The sequence below is a fragment of the Microbacterium sp. W4I4 genome (assembly GCF_030816235.1).
Lineage (GTDB): Bacteria > Actinomycetota > Actinomycetes > Actinomycetales > Microbacteriaceae > Microbacterium.
Genome location: NZ_JAUSXT010000001.1, coordinates 1,091,108 through 1,111,936 on the forward strand (window position 1 = coordinate 1,091,108; position 20,829 = coordinate 1,111,936).

Sequence of the window (20,829 nt, forward strand, 5' to 3'; positions counted from 1 at the left end):
TTCAGCGTCGCGGGAACTCGCGCTCGGGCGAGCCGATGTAGAGCTGCTGCGGGCGGCCGATCTTGGTCTGCGGGTCGAGGTTCAGCTCGCGCCACTGCGCCAGCCAGCCGGGCAGGCGGCCGATCGCGAAGAGCACGGTGAACATGCGCGTGGGGAAGCCCATCGCCTTGTAGATCACGCCGGTGTAGAAGTCGACGTTCGGGTACAGGCGACGCTCCTTGAAGTAGTCGTCCGCGAGGGCGATCTCCTCCAGCTCCTTGGCAAGGTCCAGCAGCGGGTCGCTGACGCCGAGCGAGGCGAGCACCTCGTCCGCGGCTTCCTTGACGAGCTTGGCGCGCGGGTCGTAGTTCTTGTAGACCCGGTGACCGAAGCCCATGAGCTTGACGCCCTGCTCCTTGTTCTTCACCCGCTCCACGAAGCGCTGCACGCTCTGACCCGACTCGCGGATCTGGCCCAGCATCGTCAGCACGGCCTCGTTGGCGCCGCCGTGCAACGGGCCGGACAGTGCCTGGATGCCGGCGGAGATCGACGCGAACTGGTTCGCACCGGTGGAGCCGACCAGGCGCACGGTCGACGTGGAGGCGTTCTGCTCGTGATCCTCGTGCAGGATCAGCAGCAGCTCGAGCGCCTTCGACATGACCGGGTTGATCTCGTACGGCTCGGAGTTGACGCCGAAGTTGAGCTTGAGGAAGTTGTCGACGAAGCTCAGCGAGTTGTCCGGGTAGAGGAACGCCTGACCGACACTCTTCTTGTGCGCGTATGCGGCGATGACCGGAAGCTTCGCGAGCATCCGCACCATGTTGAGCTCGACGTGCTCCGGGTTGTTCGGGTCGGTCTGGCCCTCGTAGTAGGTCGACAGCGCGGCGACCGCCGAGGACAGCACCGACATGGGGTGCGCGGTGTGCGGCAGCGCCGTGAAGAAGTGCTTCAGGTCCTCGTGCAGGAGCGTGTGCCGACGGATGCGCTCGTCGAAGTCGGCCAGCTCGCTCGGCGTGGGCAGCTCGCCGTAGATGAGCAGCCAGGCCACCTCGAGGTAGCTGCAGCTGTTCGCGACCTGCTCGATCGGGTATCCGCGATAGCGCAGAATGCCCTTGTCGCCGTCGATGAACGTGATCTCGGACTTGGTCGACGCGGTGTTCACGAAACCGTAGTCCAGGCCGGTGTAGCCGGTCTGACGGGTAAGCGTCGAGAAGTCGATGCTGCCTGCACCGCCGGTGGATGCCAGCAGCGGGAACTCCGCGGTCGTGTCGCCGATCGAGAGAGTCGCCTTATCGGGCTGAGCTGAGCTCACGCCAACCTCCTGTTGCGCCTGTGTCGTCGTGGACGATGTGCGGCGCCGAGCGCCTGCCGATGATCGGCCGCATCGCCTTTACAGCCTACCGGCGCGTTCGGCCTACTGTGACAACCGCCAAGAGATCACCGATATGGCTAAGAATCCCGACAAAACAGGTCGGGCGGCGGGTGCCGTCAGCCGGCGGATGCGGTGAGTCGAGCGGCCGCCTGGGCGACGCGCTCGAGTGGGGCGGTCAGCGACAACCGCACATGGTCAGTGGAGTGCGCGCCGTAGAAGTGACCGGGGCCTGCGAGGATGCCGAACTCGGCGAGCCGCTGCATCGACTCCCAGGCATCTCTCCCCTCGGTCACCCAGAGGTACAGCCCGGCCTCGGATCCGTCGATGCGGAAGCCGGCGGCGATCAGGGCGGGCAGCAGCAGCTCGCGGCGCTGACGGTAGAGCTCCTTCTGCGCGGCGACGTGCTCGTCATCGCGCAGGGCGACGGTCATCGCGTGCTGCACCGGTGCCGGCGGCATGAGACCGAGATGCTTGCGTGCGGTGAGCAGGTCGCCGACGATGCGCGAGCAACCGGCCACGAACGCCGCACGGTAGCCGGCGAGGTTGGATTGCTTGCTGAGCGAGTAGACGCTGAGCAGGCCGGAGCGGGTGCCCCCGGTGACGCGCGGGTCGAGCACCGACGGGATCGGCTCCGACGCCCAGCGTCCGTCCCAGCCCAGTTCGGCGTAGCACTCGTCGCTGGCCAGCACCGCTCCGAGCTCACGGGCGCGACGCACGGCCTCGGCGAGCTCCTCGACGGCCCAGGTGCGCCCGTCGGGATTGCCGGGGCTGTTGATCCAGATGAGCCGAGCGCCCTCGGGCCAGTCGGCCGGGTCGTCGGCGGCCACGGCCGTCGCTCCCGCGACGGTGGCGCCGACCTCGTAGGTCGGGTAGGCGACGCGCGGATGCACGACGATGTCGCCCTCACCGAGATCCAGCAGCGTGGGAAGCAGCGCCACGAGCTCCTTGGAGCCGATCGTGGGCAGCACGTTCGCGATGGTCAGATCGGGCACGCCGCGTCGGCGTGCGTACCAGTCCACGATCGCCTCGCGCAGCGCCGGGGTTCCGACGGTCTGCGGATAGGAATGCGCGTCCGTCGCCTCTGCCAGCGCCGCGCGGATCACCGCGGGGGTCGGGTCGACGGGGGATCCGATGGAGAGATCGACGATGCCGTCAGGATGCGATGCGGCGCGCTCCCGATAGGGCTCCACCGCGTCCCAGGGATAGTTCGCGAGGTCGCGGACGCCCACTCACTCCCCCTGCGGGGGCAGGGCCGAGACGACGGCGTGGTCGTAGGGCAGCACGCCCACCTTCGCGGCGCCGCCAGGAGAGCCGAGCTCGTTGAAGAACTCGACGTTGGCCTTGTAGTAGTCGGCCCATTCCTCGGGCAGGTCGTCCTCGTAGAAGATCGCCTCGACGGGGCAGACGGGCTCGCAGGCACCGCAGTCCACGCACTCGTCGGGGTGGATGTACAGCATCCGATCACCCTCGTAGATGCAGTCAACGGGACATTCGTCGACGCAGGCGCGATCCTTCACGTCGACGCAGGGAAGGGCGATCACATACGTCACGCCCCCAGTCTACGACGCGTCCGGGCTCCCATGCCCGCCGGCGGCCGTGCGCGCCGACAGATCGCGCAGCTTCGACAGGTCCGGCCACGCCACGATGAGCGCGACCAGGCCGGCGGCGACGTACATCCAGATGTTGCCGAGCGGCGTGTTCGGCACGACCACCGATCCTCCTGGGCCGCGCTGCGAGATCACCAGGATCAGCACCATCATCCCGATTCCCGCGGCGAGTGCCGCCCACCGGTCGCCGGTCAGCGCCCGCAGGGCGATGAGCAGCGCCGCGCAGGCGATCGCTCCGAGGATCAGCCCGACCGGAAGGTATCCGAGGGTGTAGCTGTGCGCGATGGTCGCGGCGATGCCGTAGACGGCACCGATGATGAGCGCGGCGAGCCACGAGAGGCCGCGGGAGATCAGGTTTCGCACCGGTTCAGCTTATCCGCGCGCAGACGCGGCCCCGCCGGGACTTCACCCGATCCCGAGCAGCAGCCCAGGGGACGTCCGTCGACCCGGCGCGGCGTCACTCGGCGCCCCCGATTCACGCGAGCCGCAACGAGACCGTGACGTAGGAGTGCGGCGGAAGGATGACGGCCAGTCCGTCCGGATGCGCACGCACGCCGTCGTGGGCTTCGGGCGCAACCGCATCGGGACGCTCAGGCGTGTTGTGCTCCTGCAGGTCCCCGGCGGTCAGCACGCTCGCAGAGAACTCCGCGACCTCTCGCCCGCGCAGATCCAGCACAAGGGTCTGCGGCTCCGCCGCGTCGAGATTCGACAGCGAGACGAGCGCGGTGTCGTCCTTGATCGACGCCGAGACGGACAGCAGCGGGATCTCCTCCCCCTCCACCTGACGAGTGCGCTCCTGACCCTTGAGACGCACCTGCAGGGCCGCGGCGTCGTGGTGGCCGACGTTCATCCGGAAGACGTGATAGGTGGGTGTGAGCACGAGTGCACCGGTGTCGGGGTCCGTCAGGATCATCGCCTGGAGCACGTTCACGGTCTGGGCGATGTTGGCCATCACCAGCCGATCCGCGTAGTCGTGGAAGATGTCGAAGTGGACGCTCGCTACGAGCGCGTCGCGCAGCGTGTTCTGCTGGTAGAGGAACCCGGGGTCGGTGCCGTGCTCCACGTTCCACCATGTGCCCCACTCGTCGATCACGAGTCCGACTCTGCGGAGAGGGTCATAGCTGTCCATGACATTCGCATGGCCGCGGACGACCTCCCGCATCCGCTGCGCCCGTTTCATCGTCACGTAGTAGTCGTCGAGACCGAATCGGGTCGCATCGCCCTTGTCTGCCCACTCGCCGTTGATCGTGTAATAGTGCAATGACAGCGCCTGGTAGAAGCCACGGGGGTCATGAGCGCAGCCCAGGTGCGCGAGCGCCTTCATGAGCGTCTCGGTCCATCTGTAGTCGTCCGTGTTGGCGCCGGCGGCGATCCGGTAGACCTTGTTGTCGCCGTGATCGCGGACATATGTGCCGTACTGACGTGCCAGATTCGCGAAGTGCTCGGCGTTCATGTTGCCGCCGCACCCCCACGCCTCGTTCCCGAGCCCCCAGAAGGGCACCCGCCACGGCTCGTTCCGGCCGTTGTCGCGGCGCAGTGCGGCCATCGGGGAATCATCGTCGCGCGTCAGATACTCGACCCATTCGCTCATCTCGCGTACGGTGCCTGATCCGATGTTGCCCGACACGTAGGCGTCGGCACCCAGCATCTCGCACAGGTGCATGAACTCGTGCGTGCCGAAGGAGTTGTCCTCCACGACATCCCCCCAGTGCGAGTTCACCATGCGGGGACGGCTCTCACGGGGGCCGATGCCGTCGCGCCAGTGGTAGTCGTCGGCGAAGCACCCGCCCGGCCAACGCAGGTTCGGGATCCGGATGGCACGCAGCGCATCGACGACGTCCAGACGGATGCCTCCTTCGTTCGGGATCGCGGAGTCCTCTCCGACGAAGAAGCCGCCGTAGATGCAGCGGCCGAGGTGCTCGGCGAAGTGACCGTACAGGTGACGGCTGATGGTCGCACCGGGAAGGTCGAGATCGATGACAGCGACGAGCGGGTCTGACATGTGAGATTCTCCTGGATGGTCTGTGAAGGTGGTGCGGCGAGCGGTTCAGCCCTTGACGCCGCCGGCCAGCAGGCCGCTGACGATGTGCCGTTGGGTGAAGACGAAGAAGACGACCATGGGGATCAGCGCCACCACGGAGACGGTCATGAACATGGGCCAGTCGGTCGTGAACTCCGACACCGCGTTGTAGACCTGCAAGACGACCGTGCGCTTGTCCGGACTCGAGATGAACACCGTCGGGACCAGGAAGTCGTTCCACACCCACATCGTCTGGAAGACGCCGACGGTCACCAGGATCGGCTTGATCAGCGGAAGCACGACCGACCAGAAGATGCGGAACGATCCGGCTCCGTCGATCCTGGCCGCCTCGATCATCTCGAACGGCAGGGTGCGCATGTACCCCTGCACGAGGAAATAGCAGAAGATCGCGCCCCCCATGTACATCACGATGAGCCCGTTGAGATCGTTGACCAGTTTGAAGCCGACGAGTGTGCGGTACAGCGGGATCAGCGTCGACTGGCCGGGAATGATGAAGCCGATCAGCAGCACGCCTGAGATCACGGTGTTCAGCCGACTGGTGCGGGTGATCATCGCGTATGCCGCCATCGCTCCGACGATGAGCTGCAGGATCACCGCCACAGCCGTGACGTACAGCGTGTTCAGGAACGAGCGGTACATCCGCGGGTCGGTGAAGACCTCGGCATAGTTGCCCAGGAACAGCTCTCCGGGGGGCGCGAGCGGTGCTGCCACCATGCCGGCCTGGGTCTTGAACGTATTGATCAGGACGAAGTACAGCGGAATGGCGACGAAGAACGCGAGCAGGATCATGGCGACGCTGAGAAGGATCCGGCGCCACAGCGGTCTGGTCATGAGAACCTCCGTTCGATGTACTTGGTCAGCGCGAGCTGACCGAAGGAGACGATGCCGACGGCCACCGTGAACATCACCGCGAGCGCGGACGCAAGCCCGTATCTGCCCTGCCCGACGCCGGACACGATGATCGATTGAGTGATCGTGTAGGTCGCGAACCCCGGCCCGCCGCCCGTGAGGGTGTACGGCAGATCGAACACCTTCAGGCCACCGGTCATGAGCAGGAACGTGCTGATGACGATCGCGGGTGTGAGCAGCGGCAGCGTGATGCCGAAGAACTGCTGCCTGGACGACGCGCCGTCGATCCTGGCGACCTCGTAGTACTCCGCGGGGATCGACTGGAGGTACGCGGTGTAGAGCACGGCATGCCAGCCTGCCGCCGCCCACACGCCGACGACGATCACCGAGAACTGCGCGAGGGCGTCGACGGAGAGCCAGCCCACTGCCGGCAGACCCAGATCCACCAGCACGGAGTTGATCACACCCGATTCCAATGGCGAGAGGATGTATCGCCAGACCAGGCCGAGGATCGCCATGGAAGGGATCGCGGGAAAGAACCACAGCGATCGAACGAGGTTGCGTCCGAAGAAGACCTTGTTCAGCTGTACGGCGAGCGGTATCGCGACCAGGGTGATGAGCACGGTCGTCCCGACCGCGAACAGCAGCGTGAACATCAGCCCGGACAGCATCGACGGATCCCGCAGGATCGTGACACAATTCTCGGCGCCGATGAAATCGGCATCGTCGCTGTAGCCGGTGAAGTCGGTGAGGCTCCAGGAGAAGGTCCGCACGAGCGGCACGACGAAGAGGAAGACGAAGACGATGATCACCGGCACCAGGAACGCCTGGTTCACCGCGACCTGCTTCCAGCCGCCCGGTGTCGTCCTCCGCCGACGCGGGAGCGCCGAAGGCGCGATGGTGACTGCATTCATGGGATCCGCCTTTCGGCGGTGCCCGGCGCCGGAGGGGGCGCCGGACACCGATCGGTCAGGATGAGGCGAGCTTCGAGTCGAGCGCATCAGCCACCTGCTGAGGCGAGATCTGTCCCTGGATCATCCGCTGGATCTGGGCGACGGCTTCGACGTTGAGCACGTCCTCCGCCCGCTGCCACGCGATCATCGGCAGATAGAGGTCGCCCTCGCGGATCGAGGGAACCATCGGTTCGAAGATCGGGTTGACCGGCGGATCGAAATCGCTCGTGACAGTGACGTCGTTGGTCTGCGCCTGCGCGATCTTGATGCCCTCGGGCGACGCCAGCCAGCCGAGGAACACCTTGGCGGCCTTCTGATGGACGTCATCGGATGCCGAGTTGATGGCGTAGCCCGGCGCTGCAGCCCCGGCCACATACGGGCTCCCGCCGTCGATCGCCGGAATCTTGCCGAACGTCCAGTCCATGTCCGGAGCGGCTTCCGTCACCGCGCTGATGATCCATGGACCCGCGTTGATGATGGCGACCCGGCCCGCGGCGAACTCGTCACGCACCATGTCGCCGTCAAGCGCCACCACATCGGACGAGACGATGCCCTCGGTGTAGAGGCGGTTGTACTCCTCGAGCACATCCGTCCACTCGTCGGCGAACGTCGCCTCACCGGAGAAGATGTCGTCGTCCAACGATCCGTCCGCGGCCGCTGACTTCGCGCCGATCATCGCTGAAACCGTGGTCGGCATCTGGTCGACGCTCTCGAGGAACGGTGTGATGCCCGCATCCTTCAGCTGTTGGCACAGCTCCAGGAACTCGTCCCAGGTCTCGGGGATCTCGGTGGCGCCGACCTCTGCCAGCAGTTCCTTGTTGTACGCGTAGCCCGCGGCCCACGACGAGAGCGAAAGGCCGTACTGCGCTCCGTCTCTGCCGTACGTGTCCATGTTGAAGTCGGCGACGTTCTCGACGAAGGCCTCGTTCGAGAGATCGACCACGTGCCCGCCGTCGATGAGATTGGTCTTGTTCTCCGCGGCGATGAGGAACACGTCCGGTGCGGTGCCGGAGAGCACCTGCGTCTGCAGCGTCTGGATGTACTCGGCGACCGGTGGTGAGTAGGACGCCTCGACTTTGACTTCGGGGTGTGCTTCGGCGAACGCTTCCAGGACCGGGCTCATCTGCGCCTCCCCCGTCCAGGAAAGCAGTGTGATCGATGTGGTGCCCTCGGCGTCTTCGGAGGGCGAAGAGCAACCGGACAGCATCAGGGGAACGGCCGCGAACAGGGCGATGGCGGCGACAGAACGCTTCATGAACACTCCTTCGTATTCTTGGTTGGAACTCTCGACCGGCACTCGGGCGCTCCGGATTCGGCTGAGGGTTTTATCGATACAGCATCGACAGGATTCGAACGATACACCAGCTGTCCCGACTGGGTCAACGATGATCTCGCACGCTCGGTTGGGATAGTCTCAAAGCCCGGCCGCCCTGGCTTGCGGACTCGAGGGAGAGGTGCCCGATGGCGGCTGTGACCATGAGTGATGTGGCACGCGCCGCCGGCGTGTCGATCATGACGGTCTCGAACGTGGTCAATGGCCGGCCGAGGGTGAGTGCCCAGACGCGATCACGCGTAATCGAAGTCATCGCCGAGCTCGGATACGAGGTCAACCTCAGCGCCAAGCGACTCCGCGCCGGCCGCGCGGGAACGGTCGCGCTCATCGTCCCCCGCCTCGACCACCCCTACTTCGGGGAGATCGCGGCACGCTACGTGGCCGCGTTCGGCGCGCACGGCATCCACGTGGCCGTCGAGCAGAGCGGCGCGAGCAGGGAGGGAGAGCTGTCCGCCGTCTCGCACGCGCGACTGCAGATGTACGACGGCGTCCTGCTGAGCGTCGTCGGCCAGTCCTACGATGATGTCGACCGTCTGCGCACGCAGGTTCCGATCGTGCTCCTCGGAGAGCAGGAGATGCCAGGGCGCTTCGATCACGTCATGCTCGCCAACGTCGAAGGCGCCGAGCTCGCCACCGGGGCGCTGCTCGATCGCGGTCGTCGCTCGGTCGCCATCGTCGGCGGCATCCCAGCCCGCGCGAACACCGGCATGGCCGAACTGCGGACCCAGGGGTGGCGCAACGCCCACGAGGCGCGCGGACTCGTCGCCGATGAACGGCTGGTCATCGAGCTCGCCGAACAGGAGACTGCTGACGCACATCGGCAGGTCGCCTTCGCACTGGAGCACGGCTTGCGGTTCGACGCCGTCTTCGCGATCACCGATCAGGACGCGATCGGCGCGATCGCGGCTCTGCACGATGCGGGGCTGGCCATCCCGCACGACGTCGCGGTGATCGGCTTCGACGATCTGGCTCTCTCTGAGCATCTCCGCCCCTCGTTGAGCACGATCGATCCCGGCAACGGCTGGGTCGTGGAGCAATCGACCCGCCTGCTCCAGGCGCGGATGAGCGGCGACACCGCGGCTCCGGAGCACCTCACCGCGCCGGTGCGCCTCGTCGAGCGCTCGTCCACCCGCGGCTGACCATTGCGTGTTCCGGCGCCGACCCCGGATCGTGTCCTGTCAGACCGCCCAGCCGACCAGCCGCAGCAGTGCCGCCACAGCGGCGGCGGCGACCACGACGACCAGGAACGACTGCCGCATCCACAGCAGGCCGGCAGCGACCAGCACGGCCGGCACCCTGGCATCCACCAGGATCGCCTGCCCGGCACCGAGACTCTGCACGGCGACCAGCGCGGCCAGCAGCGCGACGGTCAGCAGATCCGAGATCCGCGCCGGGCGCTCGGCCTCCAGCAGATGCGACGGGATGAGGTAGCCGAAGGCCTTCAGCGCCGCGCAGATGCACGCAGCGAGCAGCACCGCGCTCCACACGCTCATGTCAGCACCTCCGCGGCCGGAACGACGTCATTCCTGCCCAGCCAGTTGAACCAGCCGACGACGATCGCGACGACGGCCGCCACGAGTACGGGCAGACCGGGCATCAGTACCGGTGTGAGGGCCGCCGCGACCACGGCAGCGGCCACTCCGACGACGATCGCCTGGCGCTGCTTCAGGCGCGGCCAGAGCAGCGCGAGGAACGCGGCCGCAGCGGCTGCGTCCAGGCCCCAGGACTTCGGATCGCCCAGCACGTCGCCCAGCAGGGCACCGGCCAGTGTGGTGAGATTCCAGCCGACGAAGACGCCCAATCCGGTGATCCAGAACCCCAGCCTGCTCAGCGAGGGCGTCGGCTGCGAGATCGCGACGGCGGTGGACTCGTCGATCGTCACCTGCGCGGCGGCGGTGCGTCGCCAGAATCCATCTCCGATGATCGGCGACATCCGCATGCCGTATGCGACGTTGCGCACCCCCAGAAGCACGGCGGAGGCGATCGCTGACGGCAGGGCGGCGATGCCGCCGGCACCGAGCACGCCGATGAATGCGAACTGCGATCCGCCGGTGAACATCAGCAGGCTCAGCACGCAGGTCTGCCAGACGTCGAGGCCGGATGCCACGGCGAGCGCGCCGAACGAGATGCCGTACGCGCTGGTGGCGATCGCGACGCCGAGACTCTCCCGCCACACTTCGCGGACGGGTGAGGGCTGAACCCGCCCTGTTCGATCGACTGAACGCATGATCAACATTCTGAACGCGTCGCGGGTTCACGTCAAACCGAACGATCGTTTGCGATACTGAACGACATGGATCTGCGCGAACGCATCGCCCACTCGCTCCGCCGAGAGCGGGAGGCCGCCGGGATCTCCGTGTCCGAGCTCGCCCGCCGCGCGGGCGTCTCGAAGGCGACGGTGTCGCAACTGGAGAGCGGCGCCGGCAATCCGAGCGTCGAGACGCTGTGGGCCATCGGAGACGCCCTGGGGGTGCCGTTCTCCACCCTGGTGGACGAGCGGACGACGGCGCCGCGCCTGATCCGGCTGGGCGACCATGCCGGTGTGCCCTCGTCCGCCTCCCCGTACCTGGCAACGCTGCTCTCGGCAGCCGCGCCCGGCACGCGACGCGACATCTACCTGATCCAGGCGGAGCCGGGCGAACCCCGCCGCTCGCTCCCCCACCGGGCCGGAACCACCGAGCACGTCGTGCTGGTGTCGGGTGAGGCGCTGATCGGGCCGGCCGAGAACCCCGAGCTGCTGCAGCCGGGCGACTACCTCTCGTACCCCGGCGACGCCCCGCACGTCTTCGAGGCGCGGGGCGACGGCACGAGCGCGGTGCTGATCAGCGAACTGCGCTGATCAGCACCGACCTCGCTCAGTACCAGTTGACCGCCTGGGAGTGCGACCACGCCGAGCACGGCGAACCGTACGCGCGCTTGATGTAGTCCAGACCCCAGGAGATCTGGGTGGCCGCGTTGGTGCGCCAGTCGCCACCGGCGGTCGCCATCTTGCTGCCGGGGAGCGCCTGCGGGATGCCGGTGGCGCCGCCGTTGCGGTTGTACGCCTGGTAGTTCCAGCCGGACTCCTTGTTCCACAGGCTCGAGAGGCAGGAGAACTGTCCGGATCCCCAGCCGTAGCGCTCCGCGGCCATCCGGCTCGCGGTCGCCCTGGCTCCGGCCGGGGTGTTCGCGGCGGCCAGCGCCGCTGCTGCCTGGCGCTTGGCCTCGGCCGCCTTCTCCGCGGCGACGCGCTGGGCCTCGGCACGGATGCGCGCCTCCTCAGCGGCCTTGGCCTCCTTCGCCGCGGAGAGCGCATCCTGCAGCGCGGCGGTCTGCTGCTGCACCCCGACGGTTCCGCGGACCACGTCGTCGGTGAGATCACCGAGCTGTTCGCCGGTCATGCCATCGGACGCACTGATCGACTTCACGTCGCGGGTGAGGCCGGCGACGTCGATGGTGGTCAGCAGACCCGCGACGCGCACATCGGACGACTCGACGACGTGGTTCAGTGCGACGGCGTTGGTCAGCGCCATGCGGCCGGCGTCCTCCGCGGTCGATGCGCGGTGCACGTCGACGTCGCTCGGGGCGGCGAGCGCGGGAGCTGCGACCAGACCGGTGGCGGCGGCAGCTGCCAGGACGGCGCCGACGGCGAGTCCGATGAAGGGACGCCGCATGGCGGAGTGCGCGGATGCCGCTCGGGACACTCTTTCGGACGCACGGGTGCTCTGGGAATGCTGCATAGGGTGGCTTCGACTTTCGGGTCGTCGTCGTGCCCGGCCCCTCGGGCGGGGGCCGCTCATCGGGAGCGGTCACTCGGGCACAAGGATCGAGTCTGCCGGGCGTTCCTGGGCGGAACCCCTCGCCGACCTGGACATTCCTTGGCCGCTTCGTGGGAATTCCGGTTTCGAGTTCCCAAGAAGATGTGTTATGCGTTCGTTATCATCGCCGGTGGCGCGCCGGCCCGGAGACGACGAAGACCCCGGCCGATGGCCGGGGTCTTCGTGTACAGCAGCGGGTCAGACGTTGGCGTCCTGGCGCTTCTGGCGGGACGTCTCGCGACCGCGGACGGTCTGGTCCAGGATCACCTTGCGGATGCGCACCGACTCGGGTGTGACCTCGACGCACTCGTCGTCGCGGGCGAACTCGAGGCTCTCCTCGAGCGTCAGCAGACGCGGCGGGGTCATCGACTCGAAGGAGTCGGAGCTGGCCGCACGCATGTTGGTGAGCTTCTTCTCCTTGGTGATGTTCACGTCCATGTCATCCGCGCGCGAGTTCTCGCCGATGACCATGCCCTCGTACACCTCCTGCGTCGGCTGCACGAAGAACGACATCCGCTCCTGCAGGGCGATCATCGCGAAGGGCGTGACCACACCCATGCGGTCTGCGACGATCGAGCCGTTCTGGCGGGTGGTGATGTGACCGGCCCAGGAGTCGTAGCCGTGCGAGATCGCGTTGGCGATGCCGGTGCCGCGGGTGGTGGTCATGAACTCGGTGCGGAAGCCGATGAGCCCGCGGGACGGAACGATGAACTCCATGCGCACCCAGCCGGTGCCGTGGTTGATCATGTTGTCCATGCGGCCCTTGCGGTTCGCGAGCAGCTGCGTGATGGCGCCGAGGTACTCCTCCGGTGCGTCGATCGTCAGGTGCTCGTAGGGCTCGTGCACCTTGCCGTCGACCCGCTTGGTGACCACCTGCGGCTTGCCGACGGTGAGCTCGAAGCCCTCCCGGCGCATATTCTCGACGAGGATGGCCAGCGCCAGCTCTCCGCGGCCCTGCACCTCCCAGGCGTCCGGACGTCCGATGTCGACGACCTTGAGCGAGACGTTGCCGATCAGCTCGCGGTCCAGGCGGTCCTTCACCATGCGGGCGGTGAGCTTGTGACCCTTGACCTTGCCCATCAGCGGCGAGGTGTTGGTGCCGATCGTCATCGAGATGGCCGGGTCGTCGACGTGGATCTGCGGCAGCGGACGGACATCCTCGGGGTCGGCGATGGTCTCGCCGATCGTGATGTCCTCGAAGCCGGCGATCGCGACGATGTCGCCGGGGGCGGCGGACTCGGCCGGGTAGCGCTCCAGGGCGCGGGTCTTCAGCAGCTCGGTGATGCGCGCGTTCTGGTGCGTGCCGTCGGCGCGCACCCAGGCCACGGTCTGGCCCTTCTTCAGCGTGCCGTTGAAGACGCGCAGCAGAGCGAGGCGGCCGAGGAACGGGCTGGAATCGAGGTTCGTGACCCAGGCCTGGAGGGGTGCCTCGTCGTCATACGACGGCGCGGGGATGTGCTGGAGGATGGCGCCGAACAGCGGCTCGAGGTCCTCGTTGTCGGGCAGGCTGCCGTCGGCGGGACGGTTCAGGGATGCTGCGCCGTTGCGTCCGGAGGCGTAGACCACCGGCACGTCGAGCAGAGCGTCGACGTCGAGGTCGGGCACGTCGTCGACCAGGTCGGACGCCAGGCCCAGCAGGAGGTCCTGCGCCTCGGCCTCGACCTCGGCGATGCGGGCGTCGGGACGGTCGGTCTTGTTGACGAGCAGGATGACGGGAAGCTTGGCCTCCAGCGCCTTGCGCAGCACGAAGCGGGTCTGCGGCAGGGGCCCCTCGGACGAGTCGACCAGCAGCACGACGCCGTCGACCATGGAAAGGCCGCGCTCGACCTCGCCACCGAAGTCGGCGTGGCCGGGGGTGTCGATCACGTTGATGGTGACCTCGCCGTCCGTCGCGTGCACCCCCTTGTAGGTGATCGCGGTGTTCTTGGCGAGGATCGTGATGCCCTTCTCGCGCTCGAGATCGTTCGAGTCCATCGCCCGCTCGTCGACATGGGCGTGCTCGCCGAAGGAGCCCGTCTGCCGGAGCATGGCGTCGACGAGGGTCGTCTTGCCGTGGTCGACGTGCGCGACGATAGCGACGTTGCGGAGATCAGAGCGGAGGGCGTGCGCCATGCAGGTGTCCTAAGAGGATTTTGTGGGATGCGCCGGGATGCCGACGTTCCAGGATAACGTATGCTGGCTGACCGACCTCTGAAGGGCAGCGGATAGCATCGGGATCGTGACTTCTGCTCCCTCCCGCACCCGCCTGTGGTGGGAGATCGCGATCGTCCTCGCGCTCGGGCTCGGCCAGTCCGCGATCTACTCGATCGTGCAGCTGGCCTACCGGCTCACCGACTCCACTCCCCTGGCCGATCAGACCACCACGCTGAACCCGCCGCGGAGCGACCGCGAGGTCTTCGACTTCATCTACCAGCTGCTCTCGATCGGCTTCGCCGTCGTCCCGATCCTGCTGGTGTGCTTCCTGCTGTGGCAGTCGCGGCGGCCGCACCTGTCTGCGCTGGGGCTGAGCGGCAGAGGGTACGTCCGCGACACCGGCTGGGGTGCTCTTCTGGTGCTGGCCATCGGTGTCCCCGGCATCGGGCTGTACCTGCTGGGCCGTTCGCTGGGGTGGTTCGTCGCGGTGAACCCCGGTGGGCTCGACGCCCACTGGTGGACCCTGCCGATCCTGCTGCTGTCGGCGGCGCGCGCCTCGATCCAGGAGGAGTTCGTGGTGCTCGGCTACCTGTTCGCCCGGCTGCGGCAGCTGGGCTGGGGGCCGTGGCCGATCATCGTGGCGACCAGTCTGCTGCGCGCCAGCTACCACCTGTATCAGGGGCCGGGCGCGTTCGTGGGCAACTTCGCCATGGGGATGCTGTTCGGCTGGCTGTTCGCACGCACCGGCCGGCTGATGCCGTTCCTGGTGGCGCACTTCCTCATCGACGCGGCGGCCTTCGTCGGCTACCCCTGGGCTGCCGCGACCTGGCCCGCGCTGTTCGGAATCCCCGGCTGATCCCCACGCCCCAGTCCGGCCGTCGCTTCGCGCCGCCCGGAGCCTCCGGGGCGCGTGGCCCCTCCGCAGTCGACCACCTCTGGGAAGCCGAGCCGGTCTCATCAGGTGCCGCGTCAGCGCGTGACGGCGACGGCGATCGCGGCCCACACGATCAGCACGAGCAGCACCGCGATCGCCGGGAGGTCCCAGCCGCGCTCTATCGTCGAAGCGGGATCCGATCGCGACTCGAGGCGCAGCTTGTGCAGTGCCGCGATGCCGTCCTCGGTCGCCTCGTCGCCGGTCTCCTTGGTGCGCCCGGGCCCGATGCGGCGTGGACGCCGACGGGCCGGACCGCCGAAGGCGACCAGCGTCGTCGCATCGTCGAGCCCGAGCTCGAGCTGCCAGCGGATCGCGATCGTGCGCACCCTTGCCCAGGGCAGCCACGTGCGCCGAAGCAGGTTCTGCACACGCAGCCCGGTGAGGTCGGCGCGCACATCCGAGGCGACGCCGAAGACGTACACGACCCAGAGCACGAGCAGCGGCCAGGGCGCGAGGAGCGCGGCATTCGCCGGCCCGGATCGCACCAGCGCATCGACCAGCAGCGCCACGGTCACCGCCGAGCAGAGCACCAGCAGCACGACCGCCCCGGTGACGCGGAACGCCCGGGGCGGTCGAGCGGTCACCATCAGCCGACGCCGCCCAGGGGCAGATCGGCACCGGGAATGGCGTCCAGCAGGCGACGGGTGTACTCCTCCTGCGGGTTGCTGAAGATCTCGTCCACCGTGCCCTGCTCGACGATGCGACCCTTCTCCATCACGCAGACGAGGTCCGCGGCGACGCGCACCACTGCGAGGTCGTGCGTGATGAACAGGTAGGTGAGGCCGAGCTCGCGCTGGAGGTCCGAGAGCAGGTGCAGGATCTGGTCCTGCACCAGCACATCGAGCGCCGAGACGGCCTCGTCGAGCACGACGATGTCGGGCTTCAGCGCGAGCGCACGCGCGATCGCGACGCGCTGGCGCTGTCCACCGGAGAGCTCGTTCGGGTACCGCCAGGCGAGCTCTCGGGGCAGCGCCACCTGCTCGAGCAGCTCGAGGGAGCGCTTGTGCTGCTCGTCTCGGGTGCCGATCCCGTGCACGTGCAGCGGTTCGGCGATGAGGCTGCCGATGCTGCGCAGCGGATCGAGCGATCCGTACGGGTCCTGGAACACCGGCTGCATCCGCCGGCGGAGCCGGAAGATGTCCGCCCGAGACATCGTGCTCGTCGGGGAGCCGTCGATGAGGATCTCACCGCTGGTGGGCTTCTCGAGCTGCAGCAGCATCTTCGCGACGGTGGACTTGCCGGATCCCGACTCCCCCACCAGCGCGAGCGTCTTGCCGCGCGGGATCGAGAACGACACGTCGTCCACGGCGCGGAAGGCCTCCGAGCGCAGACCGCCCGTGCGGATCGAGTAGTCCTTCACGAGTTCGCGCACCTCGACGACGGACGGGATGTCCTCGACCATCTCGGAGGTCTGCCCGGTGTTGCCGATGCGCTTCGAGGCCAGGCTCGGTGCCGCCGCGACGAGTCGCTGCGTGTACGGGTGCCGCGGGTTGTTGAGGATCTCGGCACTGGCGCCGGCCTCGACGATCTCACCCTGGTTCATCACCACGATGCGATCGGCGCGCTCGGCGGCGAGACCGAGGTCGTGCGTGATCAGCAGCACGGAGGTGCCGCGTTCCCTGGTGAGCGAGGCGAGGTGATCGAGGATCACGCGCTGGACGGTCACGTCGAGTGCGCTGGTGGGCTCATCGGCGATCAGGAGCCTCGGGTCGGCTGCGAGGCCGATGCCGATCAGCGCCCGCTGCCGCATGCCGCCGGAGAACTGATGCGGGAACTGATGCATCCGTCGTGCCGCATCGGAGAGACCGGCCTGGACCAGCACCTCCACCGCACGCTCGTGCACCTCGTGACGCCCCTGGGCGAGTCCGTTGGCGCGCACGGCCTCCTTGACCTGGAAGCCGATCGACCAGACCGGGTTGAGGTTCGACATCGGGTCCTGCGGGACGTAGCCGATCTCGCGTCCGCGGATCCGCTCCATCTCCCGCCGGCTCACCTTGGTCAGCTCCTTGCCGCTCAAGGCGATGCTGCCGCCGGTCACCGTGCCGGTGCCGGGCAGCAGATCGATGATCGCCGCGGCCGTGGTCGACTTGCCGGATCCCGACTCGCCCACGATCGCGAGGGTCTCGCCCTCGAGGATGTCGAAGCTGATGCCGTGCAGCACCTCGCGGGACTGCTTTCCGCTGCGGAACGCGACCTTCAGATCGCGGATGCTGAGAAGCGGTTCGTTCATCGCTGTGCCCTCGCCTTCGGGTCGACGGCGTCGCGCAGCAGCTCGCCGAGTGAGATGAACGCCAGCACCGTCAGCGTCAGCGCGAGCGACGGCCAGAACAGTGCCATCGGCGCCGTGCGGATGTTGGTCTGGGCCTGACTGATGTCCAGGCCCCAGGACATGGTGTTCCCGCCGAGACCGACCCCGAGGAACGCCAGCACCGATTCGGCGACGATCGCTCCGGCGAGGCTCAGCGTGGCGACGACGATCACGGGTGCCATGGCGTTCGGCAGCACGTGCGACAGCATCGTGCGGAACCGGGAGAGGCCGATGGCCTCGGCCCCCATCACGAAGTCCGACTGCTTCACGCGGAGCACCTCGGCGCGCATGATGCGCGCCGTCGACGCCCACGCGAACCCGCCGATCGCCAGCGCGAGGACGAGTTCGTTCCGGTTCGGGATCACCGACATCACGACGATCGCCGCGATGATGTAGGGGATCGTGAAGAAGATGTCACCGACGCGCGACAGCAGCGAGTCGAGCCAGCCGCCGTAGAAGCCGGCGAACGCCCCCATCACGATGCCGATCACGGTGCTGATGATCGTGGCGAGTACGCCGACGATCACCGAGGTGCGCGCACCCCAGATCACTCGCGAGTAGACATCGCATCCCTGGCGCGTGAACCCGAACGGATGGCCCGACTCCGGCCCGCTATTGCTCTTCGAGAGCACGCACCCGTTGTTGGGCGCGACGCTGGTGAACAGGCTGGGGAAGATCGCCACGACGATCACCACCAGCACGAAGGCCGCGGAGATCCAGAACACCGGCCGGCTGCGCAGATCGCGCCACGCGTCCAGCCAGAGGTTGCTGCGCTTGGCATCGATGCGGACGACGTCGACGGGTACGGACGTCGTGTCGATGGGAGCGACGTAGTGCTCCACATGTGCGTCAGGACGAGACATAGCGGATCCTCGGATCGAGCAGGCCGTAGATCAGATCCACGACGATGTTGATGAACACGTACACGACGACGAACACGGTGACGAACGACACCACCGTCGGGTTCTCGCCGCGGATGATCGCCTGATACAGGGTGTTGCCGACGCCCGGCACGTTGAAGATGCCCTCGGTGACGGTCGCGCCGACCATCAGCACGCCGAAGACCGTCCCGAGGTCAGTGATCATCGGGATCAGCGAGTTCCGGAGCACATGCACGGGGATGACGCGCTCGCGCGGCAGACCCTTGCTGTACGCGGTGCGCACCCAGTCCTGGTTCAGCGTGTCGATCGTCGAGCTGCGGGTGAGGCGCATGCTCGTCGCGTAGACGCTGAAACCGAGAACGATGGCGGGGAGCCAGAGATCACCCCAGTCGTTCTGAGCGCCGATCGTGGGTCGGAACCAGCCCAATTGGATGGCCAGGAAGTACTGCGCGAGGAACGAGAGCACGAAGATCGGCAGTGCGACGAAGATGAGCGCGATCACGAGCATCACGTTGTCGAAGATGCCGCCCTTGTTGAGCGCCGAGAACAGGCCGATCACGATGGCCAGGACGAACGCGATCGCCACCGCCATGACCGCGAGGCGCAGAGTGACCGGGAAGGTGCGCGAGAGGATCTCGATGACCGGCTGGCCCGAGAAGCTCACCCCGAAGTCGAGCCGGAAGATTCCGGTGATGTAGTAGAAGTACTGCACGATGAACGGCTGATCGAGGTGGTACTGCGCACGCAGCTGCTCGATCAGCGCCGGGTTCGGCGTGCGGTCTCCGAAGAGCGCGGCGATCGGATCGCCGGGCATCGCGAAGACCATGAAATAGATCAGCAGGGTGGCGCCGAAGAACACCGGTATCGCCTGCAGGATCCGCCTGAGGATGTAAAAGGCCATCCTCGACCTCCCTTCGGGTAAGGAAGCAGAGTGAACGGGGCGGTGGTGGTATCACCACCGCCCCGTTCAACTCATCGGATCACTTGGACTTCGTGATCTCGTCGTACAGCGGAACCGAGTTCCAGCCGAACTTCACGTTGCTGACCTTCTTGCCGAAACCGCCGACCACGTTGGAGTACCACAGCGGGGTGGCCGGAAGGTCCTTCAGCAGAACCTCCTGCGCCTGCTGGTACAGCTTGTTCGCTTCCTTCGGGTCGGTGGCGGAGATGCCCTCCGACAGCAGCTTGTCGAACTCGGAGCTCGAGTAGTCGCCATCGTTCGAGCCCGCGTTGGTCGCGTAGAGCGGTCCGAGGAAGTTGTACAGGCCCGGGTAGTCGGCCTGCCAGCCGGTGCGGAACGCGGTCTCGATCGTGCGATCGGTGACCTTGGCGCGCAGCTCCTTGAACGTCGGGTACGGAGCGCCCGAGGCGTCGATGCCGAGGGTGTTCTTGATGGAGTTGACGGTCGCGTCGACCCAGGCCTGGTGGCCGCCGTCGGCGTTGTACGCGATCTGGAACGAGCCGCTCCACGGGCTGATCTTGTCGGCCTCGGCCCACAGCTCCTTGGCCTTCTTCTCGTTGTACTTCAGGACGTCGGCGCCCTTCAGCGAGTCGGACCATCCGTCGATGACCGGCGAGGTGAAGTCGCTGGCCGGGGTGCGGGTGCCCTGGAAGATCACCTTGGTGATCTCATCGCGGTTGATCGCCATGGACAGCGCCGCGCGACGCAGTGCGCCCTCGTCGCCGCCGAAGTGCGCGAGGCGCTCCGGGATGGTGAAGGACTGGAAGATCGCGGCCGGCTGGTTCACCGCACGGTCGCCGAGGTCGGACTCGAAGGTCGCGAACGCGGAGTCCGGAATGGCGTCCAGCACGTCGAGCTGGTCACCGGTCAGGTCGGCGTACGCAGCATCCTGCGAGGCGTAGAACTTGATGTCCAGGCCACCGTTGGCAGGCGTGCGCGGGCCGTCGTAGTCGGGGTTCTTGACCAGGCTGATGCCCGTCTCGTGCTTCCAGGCGCCTGCGCCGTCGAGCATGTACGGTCCGTTGCCGATCGGGTTCTCGCCGAACGCGGCGAGGTCCTTCCACGCCGATTCGGGCAGCGGGAAGTAGGCCGAGTAGCCGAGGCGCTGAGCGAAGTCGGATGCCGGCTTGTTCAGAGCGATCGTGAAGGTGTGGTCGTCGACCTTCTTCAGACCGGTCAGCTCGGAGTCCACGTCGTAGCTGAAGCCCTCAATGTCCTCGAAGAAGTAGCTGGAGAGCTGCTTGTTCGAGGCGAGTGCGCCGTAGTTCCACGCCTTGATGAAGCTGTCAGCGTTGACGTCTTCGCCGTTGGTGAACTTCAGACCCTCACGGATGGTGACCGTGAGGTGCTGCGGGTCGTCGACCTTGATGTCCTTGGCGACATCGTTGAAGACCGAGCCGTCAGCGGCGTAGCCGATGAGTCCCGAGAAGATGGCGTCGAGGATCTTGCCGCCGCCGGTCTCGTTGGTGTTGGTCGGGATGAGCGGGTTCTGCGGCTCGGAGCCGTTGACCGAGATGATCGCCGAGGCGTCGACATCGCCGCCTGCGGAACCACCGCTGGGCTTCGGTGTGGAGCCTGACGAGCATCCGGCGAGCGCCAGGGCGCCCGCCACTAGAAGTGCCGCACTCGCAAGTGCGATCCGATTGCGCTTCACTTGTGTCCTCCTATGGACTTCAGAGCG

The 20,829-nt window shown here is 67.2% G+C and carries 20 protein-coding genes; 3 read left to right on the forward strand and 17 right to left on the reverse strand.

Going from position 1 to position 20,829, the window contains the following annotated elements; all coding sequences use genetic code 11:
- Position 1: 1 nt before the first annotated feature.
- The 8 genes from QF046_RS05190 to QF046_RS05225 form a co-directional block, all read right to left on the reverse strand.
- Positions 2-1,291 carry a citrate synthase gene (locus tag QF046_RS05190; RefSeq protein WP_307366928.1) on the reverse strand — a complete coding sequence of 430 codons (1,290 nt, stop codon included), beginning with the start codon at positions 1,289-1,291 and terminating at the stop codon, positions 2-4.
- A 176-nt stretch (positions 1,292-1,467) separates the two neighbouring features.
- Positions 1,468-2,580, reverse strand: a complete 1,113-nt coding sequence (gene dapC, locus QF046_RS05195; RefSeq protein ID WP_307366931.1) for a succinyldiaminopimelate transaminase — start codon at positions 2,578-2,580, stop codon at positions 1,468-1,470.
- Positions 2,581-2,901 carry a ferredoxin gene (gene fdxA, locus QF046_RS05200; RefSeq protein WP_307366933.1) on the reverse strand — a complete coding sequence of 107 codons (321 nt, stop codon included), beginning with the start codon at positions 2,899-2,901 and terminating at the stop codon, positions 2,581-2,583.
- Between the two features lie 9 nt (positions 2,902-2,910).
- On the reverse strand, positions 2,911-3,321 hold the full coding sequence (locus QF046_RS05205; RefSeq protein WP_307366935.1) for a histidinol dehydrogenase: 411 nt from the start codon (positions 3,319-3,321) through the stop codon (positions 2,911-2,913).
- Positions 3,322-3,433: 112 nt separating this feature from the next.
- Entirely contained in the window at positions 3,434-4,960 is a 1,527-nt protein-coding gene (locus QF046_RS05210; protein WP_307366937.1) for an alpha-N-arabinofuranosidase, read from the reverse strand.
- A 45-nt stretch (positions 4,961-5,005) separates the two neighbouring features.
- Positions 5,006-5,830: a carbohydrate ABC transporter permease gene (locus QF046_RS05215; protein WP_307366939.1), complete on the reverse strand. Its 825-nt coding sequence runs from the start codon at positions 5,828-5,830 to the stop codon at positions 5,006-5,008.
- Entirely contained in the window at positions 5,827-6,762 is a 936-nt protein-coding gene (locus QF046_RS05220; RefSeq protein ID WP_307366941.1) for a carbohydrate ABC transporter permease, read from the reverse strand. The genes QF046_RS05215 and QF046_RS05220 overlap by 4 nt, the downstream gene beginning before the upstream one ends.
- A gap of 55 nt (positions 6,763-6,817) precedes the next feature.
- A complete protein-coding gene (locus QF046_RS05225; protein WP_307366943.1) occupies positions 6,818-8,056 on the reverse strand; it encodes an ABC transporter substrate-binding protein in 1,239 nt (412 codons plus the stop codon).
- A gap of 221 nt (positions 8,057-8,277) precedes the next feature.
- On the opposite strand from QF046_RS05225, the gene QF046_RS05230 reads away from it, so the two are divergent.
- Positions 8,278-9,273: a LacI family DNA-binding transcriptional regulator gene (locus QF046_RS05230; protein WP_307366945.1), complete on the forward strand. Its 996-nt coding sequence runs from the start codon at positions 8,278-8,280 to the stop codon at positions 9,271-9,273.
- A 39-nt stretch (positions 9,274-9,312) separates the two neighbouring features.
- Here the strand turns inward: QF046_RS05230 and QF046_RS05235 are convergent, their stop codons facing one another.
- Positions 9,313-9,627, reverse strand: coding sequence for an AzlD domain-containing protein (locus tag QF046_RS05235; protein ID WP_307366947.1), 315 nt, complete (start codon positions 9,625-9,627; stop codon positions 9,313-9,315).
- Complete coding sequence (locus tag QF046_RS05240; RefSeq protein ID WP_307366949.1) at positions 9,624-10,361, reverse strand: AzlC family ABC transporter permease; 738 nt, start codon at positions 10,359-10,361, stop codon at positions 9,624-9,626. The genes QF046_RS05235 and QF046_RS05240 overlap by 4 nt, the downstream gene beginning before the upstream one ends.
- Positions 10,362-10,427: 66 nt before the next feature.
- Between QF046_RS05240 and QF046_RS05245 the strand changes: the two genes are divergently transcribed.
- The gene (locus QF046_RS05245; protein ID WP_307366951.1) at positions 10,428-10,973 is read left to right on the forward strand and encodes a helix-turn-helix domain-containing protein; all 546 of its coding nucleotides are present in this window, start codon (positions 10,428-10,430) and stop codon (positions 10,971-10,973) included.
- A 16-nt stretch (positions 10,974-10,989) separates the two neighbouring features.
- Here the strand turns inward: QF046_RS05245 and QF046_RS05250 are convergent, their stop codons facing one another.
- On the reverse strand, positions 10,990-11,853 hold the full coding sequence (locus QF046_RS05250; RefSeq protein ID WP_307366952.1) for a phospholipase: 864 nt from the start codon (positions 11,851-11,853) through the stop codon (positions 10,990-10,992).
- 276 nt (positions 11,854-12,129) lie between these two features.
- The gene (typA, locus tag QF046_RS05255) at positions 12,130-14,043 is read right to left on the reverse strand and encodes a translational GTPase TypA (RefSeq protein WP_307366954.1); all 1,914 of its coding nucleotides are present in this window, start codon (positions 14,041-14,043) and stop codon (positions 12,130-12,132) included.
- 106 nt (positions 14,044-14,149) lie between these two features.
- Between typA and QF046_RS05260 the strand changes: the two genes are divergently transcribed.
- A complete protein-coding gene (locus tag QF046_RS05260) occupies positions 14,150-14,920 on the forward strand; it encodes a CPBP family intramembrane glutamic endopeptidase (protein WP_307366956.1) in 771 nt (256 codons plus the stop codon).
- A 113-nt stretch (positions 14,921-15,033) separates the two neighbouring features.
- On the opposite strand, the gene QF046_RS05265 is transcribed toward QF046_RS05260, so the two are convergent.
- The 5 genes from QF046_RS05265 to QF046_RS05285 all read right to left on the reverse strand — a co-directional run bounded on the left by QF046_RS05265 (position 15,034) and on the right by QF046_RS05285 (position 20,802).
- On the reverse strand, positions 15,034-15,585 hold the full coding sequence (locus tag QF046_RS05265) for a PH domain-containing protein (RefSeq protein ID WP_307366958.1): 552 nt from the start codon (positions 15,583-15,585) through the stop codon (positions 15,034-15,036).
- Entirely contained in the window at positions 15,585-17,228 is a 1,644-nt protein-coding gene (locus QF046_RS05270; RefSeq protein ID WP_307366959.1) for an ABC transporter ATP-binding protein, read from the reverse strand. Before QF046_RS05270 ends, QF046_RS05265 begins: the two co-directional genes overlap by 1 nt.
- Positions 17,225-18,169 carry an ABC transporter permease gene (locus tag QF046_RS05275; protein WP_307366962.1) on the reverse strand — a complete coding sequence of 315 codons (945 nt, stop codon included), beginning with the start codon at positions 18,167-18,169 and terminating at the stop codon, positions 17,225-17,227. Before QF046_RS05275 ends, QF046_RS05270 begins: the two co-directional genes overlap by 4 nt.
- Complete coding sequence (locus QF046_RS05280; protein ID WP_307366964.1) at positions 18,156-19,088, reverse strand: ABC transporter permease; 933 nt, start codon at positions 19,086-19,088, stop codon at positions 18,156-18,158. The genes QF046_RS05275 and QF046_RS05280 overlap by 14 nt, the downstream gene beginning before the upstream one ends.
- Positions 19,089-19,167: 79 nt before the next feature.
- Entirely contained in the window at positions 19,168-20,802 is a 1,635-nt protein-coding gene (locus QF046_RS05285) for an ABC transporter substrate-binding protein (RefSeq protein ID WP_307366967.1), read from the reverse strand.
- Positions 20,803-20,829: the final 27 nt, after the last annotated feature.

Coding starts and splice junctions, on each gene's coding strand:
- QF046_RS05220 (WP_307366941.1), bottom strand. CDS start 6,762: ATGAATGCAGTCACCATCGCGCCTTCGGCGCTCCCGCGTCGGCGGAGG.
- QF046_RS05210 (WP_307366937.1), bottom strand. CDS start 4,960: ATGTCAGACCCGCTCGTCGCTGTCATCGATCTCGACCTTCCCGGTGCG.
- QF046_RS05265 (WP_307366958.1), bottom strand. CDS start 15,585: ATGGTGACCGCTCGACCGCCCCGGGCGTTCCGCGTCACCGGGGCGGTC.
- typA (WP_307366954.1), bottom strand. CDS start 14,043: ATGGCGCACGCCCTCCGCTCTGATCTCCGCAACGTCGCTATCGTCGCG.
- QF046_RS05225 (WP_307366943.1), bottom strand. CDS start 8,056: ATGAAGCGTTCTGTCGCCGCCATCGCCCTGTTCGCGGCCGTTCCCCTG.
- QF046_RS05270 (WP_307366959.1), bottom strand. CDS start 17,228: ATGAACGAACCGCTTCTCAGCATCCGCGATCTGAAGGTCGCGTTCCGC.
- QF046_RS05245 (WP_307366951.1), top strand. CDS start 10,428: ATGGATCTGCGCGAACGCATCGCCCACTCGCTCCGCCGAGAGCGGGAG.
- QF046_RS05280 (WP_307366964.1), bottom strand. CDS start 19,088: ATGGCCTTTTACATCCTCAGGCGGATCCTGCAGGCGATACCGGTGTTC.
- QF046_RS05275 (WP_307366962.1), bottom strand. CDS start 18,169: ATGTCTCGTCCTGACGCACATGTGGAGCACTACGTCGCTCCCATCGAC.
- QF046_RS05235 (WP_307366947.1), bottom strand. CDS start 9,627: ATGAGCGTGTGGAGCGCGGTGCTGCTCGCTGCGTGCATCTGCGCGGCG.
- QF046_RS05240 (WP_307366949.1), bottom strand. CDS start 10,361: ATGCGTTCAGTCGATCGAACAGGGCGGGTTCAGCCCTCACCCGTCCGC.
- QF046_RS05230 (WP_307366945.1), top strand. CDS start 8,278: ATGAGTGATGTGGCACGCGCCGCCGGCGTGTCGATCATGACGGTCTCG.
- QF046_RS05250 (WP_307366952.1), bottom strand. CDS start 11,853: ATGCAGCATTCCCAGAGCACCCGTGCGTCCGAAAGAGTGTCCCGAGCG.
- QF046_RS05215 (WP_307366939.1), bottom strand. CDS start 5,830: ATGACCAGACCGCTGTGGCGCCGGATCCTTCTCAGCGTCGCCATGATC.